This window comes from Alicyclobacillus sacchari, assembly GCF_004366795.1.
Taxonomy (GTDB): domain Bacteria; phylum Bacillota; class Bacilli; order Alicyclobacillales; family Alicyclobacillaceae; genus Alicyclobacillus; species Alicyclobacillus sacchari.
This window is the reverse complement of sequence record NZ_SORF01000010.1, coordinates 1-16870: the sequence shown is the minus strand read 5'-3', so window position 1 is coordinate 16870 and position 16870 is coordinate 1. Positions and strand designations below refer to the sequence as shown.

General features: G+C 52.2%; 11 protein-coding genes and 3 pseudogenes. 3 read left to right on the top strand and 11 right to left on the bottom strand.

Features of this window, described 5'->3' with window-relative positions; genetic code table 11:
* Positions 1-544: 544 nt before the first annotated feature.
* The 6 genes from merA to C7445_RS10395 form a co-directional block, all read right to left on the bottom strand.
* Positions 545-2164, bottom strand: a complete 1620-nt coding sequence (merA, locus tag C7445_RS10420) for a mercury(II) reductase (protein WP_243835135.1) — start codon at positions 2162-2164, stop codon at positions 545-547.
* Positions 2165-2225: 61 nt separating this feature from the next.
* Positions 2226-2897 carry a cytochrome c biogenesis CcdA family protein gene (locus C7445_RS10415; protein ID WP_134160087.1) on the bottom strand — a complete coding sequence of 224 codons (672 nt, stop codon included), beginning with the start codon at positions 2895-2897 and terminating at the stop codon, positions 2226-2228.
* On the bottom strand, positions 2894-3433 hold the full coding sequence (locus C7445_RS10410; protein ID WP_134160085.1) for a TlpA family protein disulfide reductase: 540 nt from the start codon (positions 3431-3433) through the stop codon (positions 2894-2896). The genes C7445_RS10415 and C7445_RS10410 overlap by 4 nt, the downstream gene beginning before the upstream one ends.
* Positions 3434-3460: 27 nt before the next feature.
* Positions 3461-3802 (bottom strand): ArsR/SmtB family transcription factor, encoded by a 342-nt coding sequence (locus tag C7445_RS10405; protein WP_243835127.1) that lies wholly within the window; start codon positions 3800-3802, stop codon positions 3461-3463.
* Positions 3803-3816: 14 nt separating this feature from the next.
* A complete protein-coding gene (locus C7445_RS10400; RefSeq protein WP_134160082.1) occupies positions 3817-4101 on the bottom strand; it encodes a hypothetical protein in 285 nt (94 codons plus the stop codon).
* A gap of 964 nt (positions 4102-5065) precedes the next feature.
* Positions 5066-5689, bottom strand: coding sequence for a DUF1232 domain-containing protein (locus C7445_RS10395; RefSeq protein WP_134160080.1), 624 nt, complete (start codon positions 5687-5689; stop codon positions 5066-5068).
* Positions 5690-5805: 116 nt separating this feature from the next.
* On the opposite strand from C7445_RS10395, the gene C7445_RS10390 reads away from it, so the two are divergent.
* Positions 5806-7095 (top strand): NRAMP family divalent metal transporter, encoded by a 1290-nt coding sequence (locus C7445_RS10390; protein ID WP_134160078.1) that lies wholly within the window; start codon positions 5806-5808, stop codon positions 7093-7095.
* 217 nt (positions 7096-7312) lie between these two features.
* Positions 7313-8056, top strand: a pseudogene (locus C7445_RS10385) (IS256 family transposase); the annotation flags it as partial.
* Between the two features lie 229 nt (positions 8057-8285).
* Here C7445_RS10385 and C7445_RS10380 read toward each other — a convergent pair.
* The 3 genes from C7445_RS10380 to C7445_RS10370 are packed head-to-tail and all read right to left on the bottom strand — an operon-like array spanning position 8286 to position 14306.
* Positions 8286-9467, bottom strand: coding sequence for a GIY-YIG nuclease family protein (locus C7445_RS10380; RefSeq protein ID WP_134160076.1), 1182 nt, complete (start codon positions 9465-9467; stop codon positions 8286-8288).
* Complete coding sequence (locus C7445_RS10375; RefSeq protein WP_134160074.1) at positions 9460-11550, bottom strand: DEAD/DEAH box helicase; 2091 nt, start codon at positions 11548-11550, stop codon at positions 9460-9462. Before C7445_RS10375 ends, C7445_RS10380 begins: the two co-directional genes overlap by 8 nt.
* Positions 11547-14306 carry a class I SAM-dependent DNA methyltransferase gene (locus tag C7445_RS10370; protein ID WP_134160072.1) on the bottom strand — a complete coding sequence of 920 codons (2760 nt, stop codon included), beginning with the start codon at positions 14304-14306 and terminating at the stop codon, positions 11547-11549. The genes C7445_RS10375 and C7445_RS10370 overlap by 4 nt, the downstream gene beginning before the upstream one ends.
* 220 nt (positions 14307-14526) lie before the next feature.
* Here C7445_RS10370 and C7445_RS10365 point away from each other — a divergent pair.
* A pseudogene (locus C7445_RS10365) lies at positions 14527-15499 on the top strand (IS256 family transposase).
* Between the two features lie 227 nt (positions 15500-15726).
* On the opposite strand, the gene C7445_RS14645 reads toward C7445_RS10365, so the two are convergent.
* Both C7445_RS14645 and tnpC read right to left on the bottom strand, forming a co-directional pair.
* Positions 15727-15867: a hypothetical protein gene (locus C7445_RS14645; protein WP_166669097.1), complete on the bottom strand. Its 141-nt coding sequence runs from the start codon at positions 15865-15867 to the stop codon at positions 15727-15729.
* Positions 15868-15910: 43 nt separating this feature from the next.
* A pseudogene (gene tnpC / locus C7445_RS10360) lies at positions 15911-16864 on the bottom strand (IS66 family transposase); the annotation flags it as partial.
* Positions 16865-16870: the final 6 nt, after the last annotated feature.

The following is a 16870-nucleotide window of genomic DNA, read 5'->3' as shown; positions in this document are numbered from 1 at the left end:
TCGTATCTTTTTGAACGCCGCTTTTTGCTGCTATACGCTGCGCCTTGATTGGGTGTTACTGTATTTCCCGCATACCAAGTTTCCGAATCAATGCAATTCAGGTTTGATTTGCTACAGCATCGCGCGTTTGGGCCTTTCGGAAAGGAAATCAACTGCACGATTACCTCATTGTGTACACCGGCGTCGGGGTTGGTCGATGGCGTGGGATTCTTCTCTCAGGCATCGTTGGAGCGGCCGGAACATTCCTGCTCGTGCCAATCATGCTGGTGATCTGGAGCATTCTTACTCGGTTGACGGTTGCTTCATCTCTGACGGTTACGTTTATTTCCTCGATTGGAATGATGGAGGAAAAATCTGTGGGCTGGAGATGTTTTGCTAGGGCCAGCCCTCGTTATGATTTGGGCAAGCCCTGTGGGGACACCACTGCGGGCCCGGTTGGGTAAGCGGTTAAACGTAAAATGGATACAGGCGACCCCGGCAATGCTTCATCCTGGTAACGTGCATCAAAATTTGGATGAAGATATACGTATCGTGATGCCACGGGCTAGCCCGCACAACACGACAACTTCGCCACATCCTTATCAAACGTCAGGGCCGCCAGTTTCAATCCCTCTGCCATGGTCAGGTATGGGGCAAGCGTCGACCTCACATCCTCAATGGTCAACCCAAACTTCACGGCGATCACGCCCGAGTAGATAACATCCCCGGCATTCTCCGCCACCACGTGGACACCGATGATTCTGCGTGTCTTGGCATCCGCCACGAGCTTGAACACCCCGGTCGTCTCCCGATTCACCAAAGCCCGTGGTACGGTGTCAAGCGGCAGCACGGAAGTCAATACGTCATACCCGGCGGATCTCGCCTGTTCTTCCGTCAAGCCAACCGTTGCAATCGCAGGATTCGTGAACGTCACGCCAGGCACTGCGTTTAGGTCCACTTGCTTGTCGGCGCCGACAACCGCATTCTGCGCCGCAATGGCTCCCTCGTGAGCGGCCACGTACACAAACTGCGGGCCCATCGTCACGTCCCCTGCGGCATAGATCCGGTGATTGCTAGTGCGCAGGTATTCATTCACCAGGACTTCGCCACGATGACCGACCTTCACGCCCGCCGCGCCCAGGTTCAACGACTCCGTGTTCGGTTTCCGGCCTGTGGCAACAAGCAATGCTTCGGCCTCTACGACCTGTTCCTTGCCGTTTAGTGTGATGAACACCCGTTTAAGATTCCCGTCCTGCTCGACATGTTTGACGGCGGCATCCGTGATGACTCGAATCCCCTTCTCGGTCAAGGCTTGTTTCACAGCAGCAGCGACTTCCGGTTCGGCCTTGGGCAAAATGCGGGATCCACGTTGCAACAGGGTGACCTCCGAGCCCAGGTTCCGAAACAGGCTCCCCATTTCCAATCCGATAAATCCGGCGCCAATCACGATAAGGCGCTTCGGGACTTCCCCAAGCTGAAGAGCGGTTGTGCTGTCTAGGTAATCGACATCGGCGAGGCCAGGGATGTCCGGCACGAACGGGGAAGCGCCGGTCGCAATCAGGAAGCCTCGGGCCGTGATTTTCCGAGCATTCACTTCGACAGTCGATTCATTCACGAAATACGCTTCCCCTTGAATCAGTTCAAAGCCGTATTCGTCAATCAAATCCACGTACTTGTGTTGGCGTAGCTCGCCGACCAGTTCATTCTTTCGGTCAATGAGGGTCTTCATGTCCACCGGACCAGCGCTTGTGTTTAACCCGAGAAACGGATTGCTCGCTGCCAGATGATTGATTTCTCCCGCCCGAAGCATGTTCTTTGACGGGACGCAACCAATGTTCACACAAGTCCCACCGACTGTGCCTCGCTCCACCATGGCGATTTTCGCACCATAGGACGATGCTTCAATTGCAGCAGAAAACGCTGCGCCGCCGGATCCGATGATGAGGAAATCAAAATCGTAGTTCCCGTCCAATTCGATGACCTTTCCCGGCTGGCAACCACTGAGGATGGTAGCATCCCCTGGTTGATAGCCCAAATCGGCAATCGCCCGTTGTGCATCATCCAAACGATTCAGATCAGCCAATTCAAAGATGACTTCATTCTCCCGAAAACTTACAGATATATTTTTAGCACCCACAAGTTGAAGTGCATGGGATACGTGCCGTTCGCAGTCATGACAAGTCATACCGTTCACGACAAGCCGGATTTGTTTCTTGCCGCTTGAATTCGTCACAAAAGCACCTCCGTCAAAACCCCGCATATAGACGCACGTACGGCAGCCAGTAGACGACGAGATACACACCGGTCGCGAGTGTAATGAGCGCACTGAACCGCCCCATCCATCGAGCCCCAGACCGAACCCACTTTCCGACCAGTTGCTGCGAGATCGTGGACGCCAGGGAAATGACGGTCACCACCAAGCCCATGCCAAGCGCATAGAGCACAAAGTCGGACATCCCACTTGCAAATCCCTGACTGTGAAAAGACGACAACACGAGAACAGAGAAGAGCGGTAGCGTACAGCCAAGTGAACCGAGTGCATAGGCGATGCCGTATAGAAACACGGACCACTGGCTGCCTCGTTGTAAGTTCCAGTCACCCCCGATATGGAATGTAACCCCACGTTTACCAAACAACATCAGTATCCCCAGAACAACGAACACTACGCCGACGGCCTCTGCAATCCACGCCACTGCTTTGCCGAATACTGTCGCAAACGTCACCGCGACGACGCCAGCCAGCAGGAATACAATCAGAAAACCGGCAGTCATGAGTAGACCTGCCCACACCCCGTCCCAGACACGCCGCTCACGTCCGGCAATCAGGTGTACAATATAGGAGGGCAACATGGCGACACCACATGGGTTGAAAGCCGCCATCATGCCCGCACCCAGAACGACTGCAAGTTCAGCGTTCATGCAAGCACCTTCTTGAGTTGGGCTTCTGATGGCACAACCCCTTCGTAGATAACCTTGTTGTGATAAAGCACGACCACCGTATCCAGTTCCGTCACGTGGAACTTTTGGAGAAGAGACGAATTCGTCTCCAATACATAAGGCCAGTGGCTGCCCGCCACCTGCGCAAACTGCGCAATCGTGCCGGCATTGTCGGCTTGAGGCTCCACGTCAACCGAAATCAGTTGAACGCCTGGCATGTTTTGAAACTTGGCCAATGTCGCCTCTGTTGGCAAACAGTCTGAACAAGACGAGGTCATGAAATGAAGCACTGTCTTCTCATTAGGATTGACGGAAATCTTTTTTCCGGAGACATCCGTAAAACGAAGCTCGCTCAACCCGGTAGCAGTCGCAGAGATTTGTTGGCTTGTCCGCTGTGCAGTCGCCGACTGCGGTCCAGTTGCCGTTGGTGCCGCTGTCGCATGTTCAAACCGGGTGAATCCCAAAACAACAGCGCCAAGCACGACCACCAGGGCACCGCCAAGCCAAATCCTGTTCATGCTTAGCCCTCCAATTCTCACACGTGTTTACATCCTGGTGCAACACCGGATATGTTCTGCGTTATCGGCGACAATTTCCTTGGCCAGTTGAAGGATCGTACGAACACGTTCATCCGAAATGCGATACAGAATGTATTTGCCCTCCTGCCTCGATGTCACGTAACCACACCACTTCAGACAAGCGAGTTGATTTGACACCTGGCTTTGAGAAGCTCCAATTGCATCTACGAGTTGACTGACGTTCATCTCTTGATCGAGCAAGGCCTCCACGATTTTAAAACGTGTTGGGTTCGACAATCCGTGAAAAAACTTTGCATAAATCTCCGTCTGCGTCACGCTGTCAAGAGATGCTGTATTGAGTTCTCGCACGTCATTCAGCTCCTTCAGGCTTTCTCCTTGGACGACAGGTCGCTGGGAGATATCGCACAACATGAATCTGTCCCGGACTTTTTGCGACGGCGTGATACAATAAACATCACGATACCGATCAAGATGACAAGGCCGCCCACAATCCAATAGCGGTCTGACGCCAAAACCGCACCCGCTGTCGTGACACCGAGAACTCCAATCAAAGTTTGCAGCCCACAACAGAGCACGGGAAGAGCAACGAGTCCCAATAAGCCCCACATGCCAGTACCTGTGTGCCGCTCCTGTTCATTGTTTTGCACAATGGCTCATCTCCTTTACACATATTATAATATCTTGATATGATGGGGGCAAGGGTGCAAAAATGGGTCAAGTCCGAATTTGTGTGTAAATTGCCCCTACGTGTAGAATGTGCCGAGTTTCGACGCACCGCCATTGACGGTTTTGCCTCGGCAAATCAAATATATCCCGTCGTCGCTTCATCAAGAGGCAATTCGCCGGTCGATGATAAGGAACGAAGGAGCAAAGCCTTCACCCGCGGTGTTCACCGCAGACAGCTTGTTTTTAATCGTGCTCGATTACCCAGTTTCGTCAAGGTGCCTTACCCAAAATAATCGTCACAAGCTGGTGAACCGACGGGCACTTGATGGAATTTGAGTATACACACCCTCAGACGATGAATGTGGGCATTTTTGGTCGTCTCGTATGGCTTATGGACACGGTCCGGAACCCTTGCCTTAAGCGGAGCAACGTATCGAGGACCATCCGTTTTGACCCACTGAATCCCATGTCCCGGATTTCCCTGAACAATCTCTTTGCCGTCAGCTCCGGATAAGCCTCCAACCGCCGTTGTATGTACTCCAGATAAGAATCAATTAGTCTAGGACGGGCACGGCGGGATGCTGTGTAATCCATCTCTCGGCCCAGAAGACGCACCTACTGCATCTGACCCAGATATCAGGAAACAGGCTGTCGGTGAATTCCCAGTCTTTGTGCCCGCGGATCTCGCGTCGCATCATAGTTTTGAGAGTCTCTCCAAGACCCGCACCTCTTCATCTTGTCTATGTTGTTTGTTCGCACCTACAACTTTCGACAAGCGGAGTGCGGGCGTATTGAACCCCGTCCTGTCCAGACAATTGATATGTCATGGAGAATTGGCACAGTGAGTGAATGTCAAATCGCCTGTAAGACGCTTATATACTGTAGGTTATGCCAAATAATTTTGTAAATATAAACCTTTCTGTTAGCCAGACTAACCGGATGCAATTATTCATTTGTCGTTCGATGGATCAGCAAAAAACGATTCCACGTTATTTGGATCGCCAAAGCATCGTCAATATAACCAATCGGGAATATATAGTCAGGGATCATATCTGTAGACAGAACAAAATACAGCAGGCCACTCCCCAAAATACATCGCTCTTCATCAGAGTTACTATCTAAAAATCCGTTATACATCTTGTCTAGCTGCTCAATGAATGCACCAGTCCCCGAAACTTGCTGGCGTTTCTCGAGGAATTTCTCGACAATCAGGTTCGCACCTTCATCGGTTCGCGCATAGTCCTCGTACTTGGCCAACTCCATTTCGATGGCCTGTTTTGAAAACTCTTGTCCATTAAGCAACTCACGAACAAAATCTAAAGAGTCCTGTGACTTCGTTCTGCCTACGTCAAATCCCGCAGCACGAAATAATTCATCGGCAGGTACATCCAATTCAACTGCGATCCTCTGTAAGTAGTCTGGGTTGGCTTTTTGTTTGCCCGAAAGCATCCTTGAAATCGACGCAACGTCTATGTCCGTTCGTTTGCTAAGTGTGCGTAGTGACATGGACCGCTGTTTTAACAGAGACTTGACTGTATCCTCAAGCTGGTTCGGCCCTTTCTGCTCCATCTCATTAGACACCCCTGTAATGTTTTGGTGTTGGTCATTTCTCAACACTTCATCAACACACATCGTATTGTCTTTGTATATGATATGCCGTCAACTGCTGAGGAGTTGTCATCAGGATGGATGTTCAAGAGAAGATTGACGCCCCAACAAAGAGACAGAAATCACGTTTTCAATTGATAAATGTGTTTTGGATATTCCTTGGCCCCGGATTGCTGGCCATGATCGGTGACAACGACGCAGGAGGCGTTCTAAGCTATGTAATTACGGGTGCCCAATTCAGCATCGGATTTTTTATCCCATTCGTGTTGCTTCTCGCCCCACTCACATACACCGTGCAAGAAATGGTGATGCGACTCTGTGTAGTGACTCAACGCAGTTTTACAACTATGATTTCGGAACGTTTCGGCACGTTCTGGGCAAAATTTTCGCTTGGTACGCTCTTTCTAAACAACATCCTCTCTTTGATTACTGAGTTCATCGGCATGAGCGCAGGACTTTCCATTCTCGGTATTCCATTTGTAGCAAGTGATCTTCTAAGCCTTGTTATCGTGATTTCGATCGCTATATTTGGAAGCTACTGGACAAAAGAACGTCTCGCGCTCCTGCTCGGTACGTTCAATGTTGTTTTTATAGTTGTGTCCATTATGACTCACCCAAGCATCGCACGAATCGGGAATGCCTTTAGTCACTGGTCAATTCCCTCCGAAACACACACACTATTCCTTTGGTACATCATAGCAACTATTGGTAACGCCTTTGCACCGTGGATGATCTTCTTTCAAGGTGGTGCAGTTTTAGACAAAGGGATGACCGCAAAGGACCTGCGTTTTGGCCGCCTGGATACCGTAACAGGAAGCGTGAGCCAAGTTTTGATCGCGGCAATTTTGATTATCTGCGGCGCAGCGCTATACACACCATCGAGTAACGTGGTTGACTCTTTATCAGGCCCGTTGCAAGTCATTCATGCCTACGCACAACATATCGGAATTGTAGGTGCGGATTTATTCGCTTTCGGGCTGTTCAATGCTGGATTTCTCGCCGCTTTTACAATTTCCATGTCTACTTCTTGGACGTTTGCCACAACTCTTGGTTGGGCAAACAGCCTGAATGATAAGGTTCACAAAGCACCGAAATTTTATGGGATGTATTTTGGGAGCGTGACGATCGCGGCACTCACCGTTCTAATTCCTTCCCTACCGCTGAATCTAATGGCAGTTATCGCACAGTTTGTGTCGGCGATACTCATTATTCCTGCACTACTTTTTCTACTGCTTCTCGTAAGGGATCGACGGATCATGGGCAAGTATGCGAATGGAATAACGTATAATATCTGGGGCTGGTTCATCCTTGCGGGGATCACGATTCTTTCCGTGCTGTTACTATACAACGTAGTTAGGGGTATGTAATCGGCACAAAAAGTCCAAACAGTTAGACTCCTTACATTTTTTCAGCTGCAACCAGCCTATCTAAATCCACTCAGTTTGGTGTTAGGCTGAAATAGGAGTTGAGTCCAGTAGTTAGAGTCTCAAGTAGTGGTGTAAATTACACGGCTGGATCTTGACGAAAAAGCCATCGAGTGCCATCTACTAAAAGTGACGAGCAAATAGTAGAGGAGGCACATCGATGGCTTCTACAGACAAGATCGCACTTTTGGAGTTAATTCGCAAGATCGGATTGGATGATGGGGATGTGGATTTCCTGAAGGAGGGGTTGAGAGTCCTCACCCAGGCGGTGATCGAGGCGGAGGTGAGCTCTCTGATTGGTGCTGATCGGTATGAGCGTAGTGAGAAGCGTAGCAACAGCCGCAATGGGCACCGAAGCCGGGAATGGGATACTCGTGTTGGAACGATGGAATTGCAGATTCCGAAGCTGCGTAAGGGGAGCTACTTCCCCAGTATCCTGGAGCCTCGACGCAAGGCTGAGAAGGCTCTTCTGTCCGTAGTTCAAGAAGCGTATGTCCATGGCGTGAGCACCCGTAAGGTGGATGAACTGGTCGAGTCTATGGGCATTCAGGGGCTCAGCAAGAGCGAAGTCTCTCGAATCTGTAAAGAGCTCGACAACGTAGTCCAGGACTTCAAGAACCGCCCATTGGAGGGGACATATCCGTACCTGTGGTTTGATGCTACGTTCCCGAAGGTGCGAGAGGGCGGACGGGTCCAAAGTATGGCGTTTGTCATTGCGATTGGGGTGCGGGACACCGGTGAGCGCGAAGTATTGGGGTTTGACATCGGCACCAGCGAAGATGGCTCGTTCTGGCTCACATTTATCCGCAGTCTGGTCGCACGTGGGCTGCGTGGCGTGCAGTTGGCGATCAGCGATGCCCATGAAGGGCTTCGCAGTGCGATTGGGTCTGCACTGACCGGAGCGACGTGAGCGTCCAACTCTTCACACCTTGCCACCAAGACGAACCGAACGCAAGGTGTGCGGGGTTTGACGCTTACGCTTCCACCAGGAATTGTGATACGGGTTCGATCAACCGGAAATCGTCCAGGCGCAACATGATTACTCTGCAACTTCGCGATCAACCCGACCTAGAAAATCACAGACGCTGAAGAACGAGGCGCGGAATCTGTGTCTCTAGTGAACATCCCACCCTTTACTGGTGACCACCTACCAAACTGGCCGTCTTAGGATCATAGACCACATTAGTAATCGAGCCATCCCGAATTCGGCTCACCGCTTCGTCAATGACGCGTAGCGGTACGAGAAACCACTCCTTCGGTCGTACCGGGTTGCCGAAGCGGTCATGGATAGTAAGATCAAGCTGAGCCGATGCAAAGATGCGGTGCAATATACCCTCCAGCTTCGTGCGGTTGATGCCTGCAAGTTTGTAGGTCGCGACGACTTCGACATCTGCCAGCAGATAGGTAGCATCGTGCGAAGCATTGGCAATGCGGGTTTCAACCTTGCCGCCCGTAACGCCAATCTTATGAATAAGTTCGCGGTGCTGCGCCACGAACGGGTGATTGGACAGGCTGCGCAGGACATAGATAGTGCCACTTTCGATATCGCCTTCGTCCCAGGTTTCGCTAAACAACGGACCGCGAACCGGCTCGGTCACGCGGCGTCCGGCCTCGTCTTTGTATAGTGCACGCTGTAAAGACCGGAGCAGGATGTTACTTTCGGTACCGTTAGAGTATATGACTCTAAGCCGAGCATCAGTATCGCCATTCGGAGCTGGAAATTCACCCCCCTTCTCAGCCACGTAAACAAGTTGGCCACGCAAAATAAAGAAGTTACCGATGTTGACGCTTGCATCCTTACCAAATGGACGCGTTTGTCGCAGGCCAGATTTGATTTCGCGCTCAACCTGCTCAAACATGGGTCGGAAGCCATCGAAGTCCTCGCACTTCTCGCGCTTGGCGATTTCCTCGGACGCCCGCACTTCGGATCGGGGGCGGACATGACGAAGTTCTGTAATGCCCGAAGAGCCAGTTGCGCCAAGTTGGGCGAGCAGTTCATCGTCATCCATCGATTCCACTTGGTCGACTGGCGCAATCTCGGGTGCACTCAGAAGACCTTGGTAATCGAGCGGCGCAAGCAGGGTCCGACATTCCTCCAACGCACGCAGACGGTCGAGTCGCACAGCGTAAAGCCGCTCGAAGATATCATTGTTTTCTCCATGTTGCGGAACATGGCCATACCGCTCAACAAATCGCTGGATTTCCTCGAACCCCGCGATAATGCGCTCTTCACGTGGCGAGTGAGTACTTGTTTTCGCAATCTCATCTTCCACACCAAGTGCCTCAAGTAATTCATCATCAGATAGCTCAGGCATTCATATCTCCTCCACTGACTTCCGCCGCCTTCTTCTGCGAACGATAGCGCTGTAAGGCTGCGACACCCTCGGCCATGCGCTTCTCCCATGGATCTTGCGCATTGATGTCCGGTAGTCGCCCGCGTTCCTTCTTGAATTGTAGAGCCCGTACAGCCAGCGCTCTTGCCTCCTCGTAGGGAATACTTACACGTTTAGCCGCAATCACAGCCGCAACCTGTTTCAGGCTGTCCTCGCTCATCGTCCTGGCAAGGATGGCATATGCCTCACTAAATGGGTTGATGCGGTCAATGAGATCGATGTCCAGTTCCCGCACATCCATCACGAACTTACGAACCCCATCGATGAAGGCAGTGTTGGCCACCGGTTCGCTGCCGCCTCTATCGTTGCCAGGTAAAGTTTTCTTGGCCTGTTGTGTCAGGTTGAGTGCAGCGATGGCATGCTGGCGTACTGCTTCAACATCCTCTTCGTTGAGATTCGGATACTTCTCCCTGATGATTGTGCCCATTCGAACCTGGGTTAGCTCCTCCGGCACCAGTTCTTCGTCAAACAAGCCGCGCTCGATGGTGGTCTTGTCCTGAACGAAGGTCGCAATCACTTCGTTAAGGTCCTCCCGACAGATGCGCGACGCTTCCTCGCTTTTGGGTGCCAAGAGGCCCTTGATTTCAATTTGGAACTGACCCGTTTCCTGATTGAAGCCTACATTGCATTTTTCTCGATCATAGCCGCCATCGCCATAGTCGAACCCTTCTTCAGGACCGTTGTCTGGATTCTTCGGCTTGAACTCGAAGCGCGGTGTAAGGACCTGCTCCATCAGCAAACTGGCGGCGATAGCCTTCAAAGTGTCGTTCACCGCCTCGGTAACGGCTTCTTGGGACGCATCTAGTTCTGCAATGAGGTTCGTGAATCGGGCGCGGGTTTTGCCCGGCGCGTCACGAGTCGTGCGGCCAATGATTTGTACAATTTCGGTTAGACTCGACCGATATCCAACGGTAAGTGCGTGCTCACACCAAATCCAGTCGAAGCCTTCCTTCGCCATGCCAAGAGCGATGATGATGTCTACATGGTCACGGTTGTTCTTTTGTGCTGGATCTTTCAGTGCTGCCACTACCCGGTCGCGTTTCGTCGGATCATCGTCCACGAGATCGGCAATCCGGAGAATTCGGCCACCTGGCGTCTTGACGAACTGGAAGCCGGTCATCGGATCGGTCCCTAGCCATTCCCCGAGGGCTTCGATAATGAGCTCGACCTCCTTGATCTTCTGTTTCGTGCTCTCGCGCGAATTAACGTTTGGAATGTGAATGATGGTCTTCTCGGACGGGTCAAGCACTTTCAGGATGTCATCGGTGTATGAACCGGAGTAGAAGTAATAACCAATGTCGAGCTGTTTCAGATACTCGTACCCACTGAGTTGCTCGTAATAGGTATAGGTGACGGTATCGAACTTTGCCTCATCCTGAGGGGCCAGCACGGCTTCCGCATCGCCGCGGAAGTACGAGCCGGTCATCGCCACGATATGCACCCGATCTTGCGCAATGAACTGCCCAAGATGCAGCCCGAGTTTGTTATCGGGGTTGGCAGAGACGTGATGAAACTCGTCCACTGCAATAAGACGATTGTCAAACGCCTCTACGCCGAATTGATCAACAGCAAATCGGAATGTAGCGTGGGTACAGACCAACACCTTATCATCACTTTCAAGGAACGCCTTCACCGATTTAACTTTGCGACCATTGTCGGCGCCTGGCGCATTGCAGAGGTTCCATTTAGGCTCAACGTGCCAGTCGGCCCAAAAGCCAAATTGACGCAGCGGCTCGTCGTTGAAGCTCGCTCCGATGGATTTTTCCGGCACTACTATGATTGCCTGCTTAAGCCCCTGGTTGTGGAGCTTGTCAAGGGCGATGAACATCAGCGCCCGACTCTTGCCGGATGCCGGCGGCGATTTAATCAGCAGATACTGCTCTCCGCGCCGTTCATACGCGCGTTCTTGCATCGGTCGCATGCCAAGCGAATTCACTTTCGCCGAACTGCCGTTTCGGGCGTAGGACACCGAAATGGAAGGGATTGATTTATTTCTGCTGGTCATGCGTCTGCCCTCCTCTTACCTTTTTTAGTCGATTTCGTTGTAGCCGTCATTTTGGTGTAAAGCTCGAACAGCTTTTCCAGCCGCTCGGTATCGTTACGAAAACGACGTCCGATATAGATACGCTCTAATACTTCATCGTTACGCTCATGCGCCTCGCGTAGATCAGCAGGCATGTTCTCACGATCATAGAGATCGGCGATCGTCGCCGGGAAATGCGCCTCACGGGCCAGCAGGATGTCCTCTGCGCAGCGACTGAGGTCCGCCTTGTTCTTCTCGGTTAAAGTCGGAACGGGAAAGGTATTCCAGCCGAGCGTGTTCGAGTAGGAATAGTCAGAACGCAAGCGGCCGCAGATGGCCGCGATCCATGTTAGATGGAGTTTCGACGACAAGATTGCCAAACACCACAGCGGTGCATCACCAATGAAGAATGTCTTATTTGTGGGGATAACGCTCCCATCTACTAAACCGACAGGGAGATATTCCCGATTCTCAGACGATACGATTGGTATGAGGATCTTTTTCTGTTCCTCGCCTTTACGTTCACGAAACTGATGCGGCCTGGTAGCCAACTTATTGACCGCCACGTCTGTTGTTTCGAGACGATCTCTGCGAACGGCCTCAATTCGGCGTCGAACTTCAGGGAATTGATTGGCAGTTAATAGGCTTTCATCATCGAGCCAAAGGCAATACCGTTCCACGCCATTAATGAATTCTGTCGATCCGAGAAAACGCTTCAACAATCCGGCAGGAAATCCCCTCTGTACGAGTTCGCGCGCTTCGTCTGGGTGCAAAATCAATCCCGCCGATTTGGAATAATATACGCCGTAGTCCATCGAGATGCCTGTAAACAACGGGCGACGAGACGACGGCACAATATCTATTTTGTGCTCGGTCAAATAGGGATTGATATTTTCAACTAAACGCTTGTTCTCGCCATCTATCAAGTAACGATTACCGGCTGCATCAGCATCCAATCCCACGATTATGACAGTTACTCCAGCACGGTTTTTTGCCAAGTTCGACCAAATGAAAGATGTGTACGCAAAGCGTATTCTGAATCCCAAATCTCGGAGCACCGCCCACGTGATTGGGACCTGCTGTCCTTGGCAGAGACTGTTCGTAGCAACAAACGCAAATGACGCACGACAATGCGTATTGTACTCAGCGGCTTTGACTAGCCACGCGCCCACGTAATCGACGTTTTTCCACTTTGTTGTGTACCGCGAGAAGACGGCTTGAAGATCGCTCTTTTGTTCATCAGTTTGCTTACGCGTACCAGTGAACGGTGGATTCCCGCAGATGTACGTTTCACCGCCCTCATTTTCGAAGTCAAGCTGCGTCTGTTCAAGCGGCGTGTGGAATAGGTCGTCAGCGTGGAGCTTCACACCTGTTCCGGTCGGTGGGCAGATACTAAGCCAGTCCAATCGCAGGGCGTTGCCGCAGGTGATCCAGTTTTCCGATGAGAGCGGCAAAAATTCCGATATAGCCAACGTCTTCCCACGATAAAGAACGTCACACTGGAACTCTGCAATGACGAGGGCCAGGCGAGCAATTTCAGCCGAAAAGTCTCGTATCTCGATGCCGCAAAAATTAGTCAATGGGATCTCGCTCTTACGTCCTGCTTCGCCTCGTCGTCGGTTTATCTCGGCCTCAATCGCGCGCATTTCTTTGTAAGCGATGACCAGAAAGTTGCCTGAGCCGCAGGCGGGATCAAAAACCCGGATTCTCGACAGACGCTTGCGCAAGTTGAGCAGCTTACGAGGGTTGTCACCCGCTGCTTCAAGCTGAGCTCGCAAATCATCTAAGAACAACGGATTGAGTACCTTCAGGATATTTGGCACACTCGTGTAGTGCATGCCGAGTGCACCACGTTCCTCGTCGTCAGCTACCGCCTGGATCATGGAGCCGAAGATGTCGGGATTTATCTTAGTCCAGTCAAGATTACCGATATGTAGCAGGTACGAGCGCGAGATCTTACTGAACCTTGGTACATCTATACTTCCCGAGAAGAGTCCGCCGTTCACGTAAGGGAATACATCGGCCCAGCGCGGCAACTTGGCCTTGGCGCGGTCTTCAATCTTCGTGTTCATGGCATGGAAGATCTCACCAATGACTTCGTGCGTGTTCGAGGCATTACGCATGCTCATTTGTTCGACAGTATTGGTGAATAAGCGCGTATCACTGAAAATGCCGGTGTCCTCGGCAAAGAAGCAGAAGATTAAACGCGCCATGAAGTGGTTCATCTCGTGGCGTCGTTCGGCCGCTCCCCATTCCGGGTTGTCTTTCAACAGTTCGATATAAAGCTTGTTCAACCCGCCCGTTGCCCGGATGTCAAAAGAGCTTTCTCTCACCTGCTTGACAGTCGTAATTCCGGCAAGCGGGAGAAAGAAACCAAAGTGATCCGGGAAATCCTGATAGGCACAGGCTACGGTTTCCCTGGAGTCTAAATCCTCGGCCTCAAAGACTTCACCGTCAGTCGCGAGAATGTAGCGTGCCTTCGCTCTAGACGTTGCCGGGCTTTCTTTCAATGCCGCAAGAGTCTTGGTGACTTCGCCAGTTGGAGCTACTGCAATATGGATATTGTTCGTCTGTAATACGCCGCCTATATCAGACTTATTCGTTTCGCCCGAACGCAGGCGCCTAATTGTCGTTTCCTTGTTCCCGAACGCCCGCAAGAAGGCAAAAGGAAACTCTTCCTTGTCAAAAGGCTGGGCCGCCAATTCGGATACTGCTGCTTCGATTTCTACTGGATTCACAAATAACGCCCTCATTTATCACTAGCAATTGACTGGTCACCAGGTCAAGTACCATTATCGCACATCGTCAAACAGATGGCTGCTTGGACGTGACCACGTAAACAGACGCCGTGGAGAAGAGTTGCGTCGCTCTTACCACATGCTCTGAAGGAGAGTGTAAAATGAACTGTGTAAAGTCCCCGAGCCCAGGAGTGGGAGTCTACAAGGGGAGTGAATCGACATGGAACTTATATCCAAGGAGCAAATCCGTCAACTCATTCGAGATGGCAAGTTGAAGGATATTCACGACGTCCAAAGCATGCTCAAGGATCTTTTCGCGAGCACCATCCAAGAGATGCTCGAAGCCGAATTGGACACGCACCTGGGGTATGCCAAATACGACGCGAAGCACAAAGACACGGATAACGCCCGAAATGGCCACGGCGCCAAGCGGACGGTGCAGTCCGGACTCGGCGATACCGATATCGCGCTTCCTCGACGCCATTCACTACAAGGTGCGCGAAGAAGGCCGCTTGGTAAGCAAGGCGGCGTACATGGTCATTGGCATCGACATCGAGGGTCAGAAAGATGTGCTGGGCATCTGGATAGGGCAGAGTGAGTCCTCGAAGTTCTGGCTAGGCGTGTTGAATGACCTGAAGGCGCGCGGCGTGCAGGATGTGCTCGTCTTTTCGACTGACAACCTGAAGGGATTCAGCGAAGCCATCGCCGCCTGTTTCCCGCAATCCGATGTCCAAAAATGCATCGTTCACCAAATTCGAAATTCGCTGCGGTATGTGTCCTATAAGGATTTCAAGGCGGTCGCGGCAGCACTCAAGCCCATCTATCAGGCACCCACGGAAGAGGCGGCCTTGATGGAGCTTGACCAGTTTGAACGGGGATGGGGAGCGCGCTATCCCCTGTGTGTGAAATCGTGGCGAGACAACTGGACGGAACTCGCGACGTTCTATCGGTACCCTGTGGAAATGCGGCGAATCATGTATACAACGAACATCATCGAAGGCTACCACCGGCAGCTGCGAAAAGCGACGAAAGGGAAGAGCATGTTTCCAAACGACGAAGCTTTGCTGAAGATGCTGTACCTGGCGACGATGGAGGTGACGAGAAAATGGACGATGCGGGTGGCCAACTGGGGCACCATTCTGGGGCAATTGGCCATCTACTTCGGAGATCGCGTGACGCCTTACCTTCCGTGACGACGTTAGGTGGCATGCCCACGGTGTGTGGCATGCCACGTCCGGCCAGGATGGCAGCCTAACATCGGCTGTCAAAGCTGGGAAACGTACCTTGACATCCTCACATAGGTACGACATCCTGGTACTCGCTACAGGAACGAAAGTAATCTCTTCAAAATGGAGTTTACACAGAACGCTTGACACACCCCATTGGCACGATTCGAAAACGCAGGTGCCATTGCTTGTGTTTAGCCTTCGTGGCTCGATTCGTTTAGCCTCCGCAAATAGTCATATCGCCCCGTCGAATCGACAATCGTTTTTATCTTTTCGGTGAGCGTCAAATCCCGCCCATCTTGCATTCCCGCCGTCGCTGCGTCAAAGTCGTACATGACAATAAACCCCGCCGGTTCCCCGGCGGGGCAACTGTGCATTCTATGGTCTTTTCGGCCGTCTGCGGATACCGTCCGGCAAGTGGTTGGACCACGGCAGCAAGTCAGCCATCGCCGTCCGGTCGTCAGTCTGGATGTTGGGCAGCCGTTCGAACAGGTATTCCAGGTACAAGTATGGATCCAGTCCGTTCTCCTTGGCTGTCTCCACCAAGCTGTACGCGATGGCGCTGGCCCTCGCGCCTCGTGGTGTGTTTGCGAACAGGAAGTTCTTCCGGCCAATCACAAACCGCTTGATGGAGCGCTCGCTCCGATTGTTGTCCAGCTCCAGATGCCCGTCCTCCAGGAACGTAGTGAGTTTGGACCACTGGTTCAGGCAATACGAAACCGCCTGCCAAAAGGCGCTCTTGGGCAGTACCTGTTCGCTCTGTTCCTCAAGCCATGCCAAAAACGCGTCCAGCACCGGCCGGCTTAACCTCTGCCGCCCAGCGTGGCGTTCTTCTGGCGTCGCGTCCTTCAGGGCGCGTTCAATCTTAAACAACCGATTGCAGTATTCCAATCCTATCCTGACAGCGGTCGGTTTCTTTCGCTCCTCTGCCGGCAGCGCGGTGTGCGCCTCATGAAACTTGCGTCTGGTGTGTGCCCAGCACCCAACCAGCTTCACATCCGGAATCTCGTTGTAACCGCTGTACCCGTCCACGTGCAGGTAACCCTTGAATCCTTCGAGAAAGCGCTTCGGGTGCTCCTTCGAGCGGGTCTCCTGATAGTCGAACAGCACAATCGGCGGCCCATCCTGACCGCTTCGGTACAGCCACATGTACGATGTCGCCTTGGCAGGTCGCCCCGGCTCATGCAGCACTTGCAACGTCGTCTCGTCCGCATGGAGGTACCGGCGCTGGAGGAGTTCCTCGTGCAACAGGTGGTATATGAGATCAAGCCACCGCGTCGCCCCCAACACCACCCAGTTCGCCAGGGTCTGCCGGGTCAACCGCAGGCCTTGTCAGGC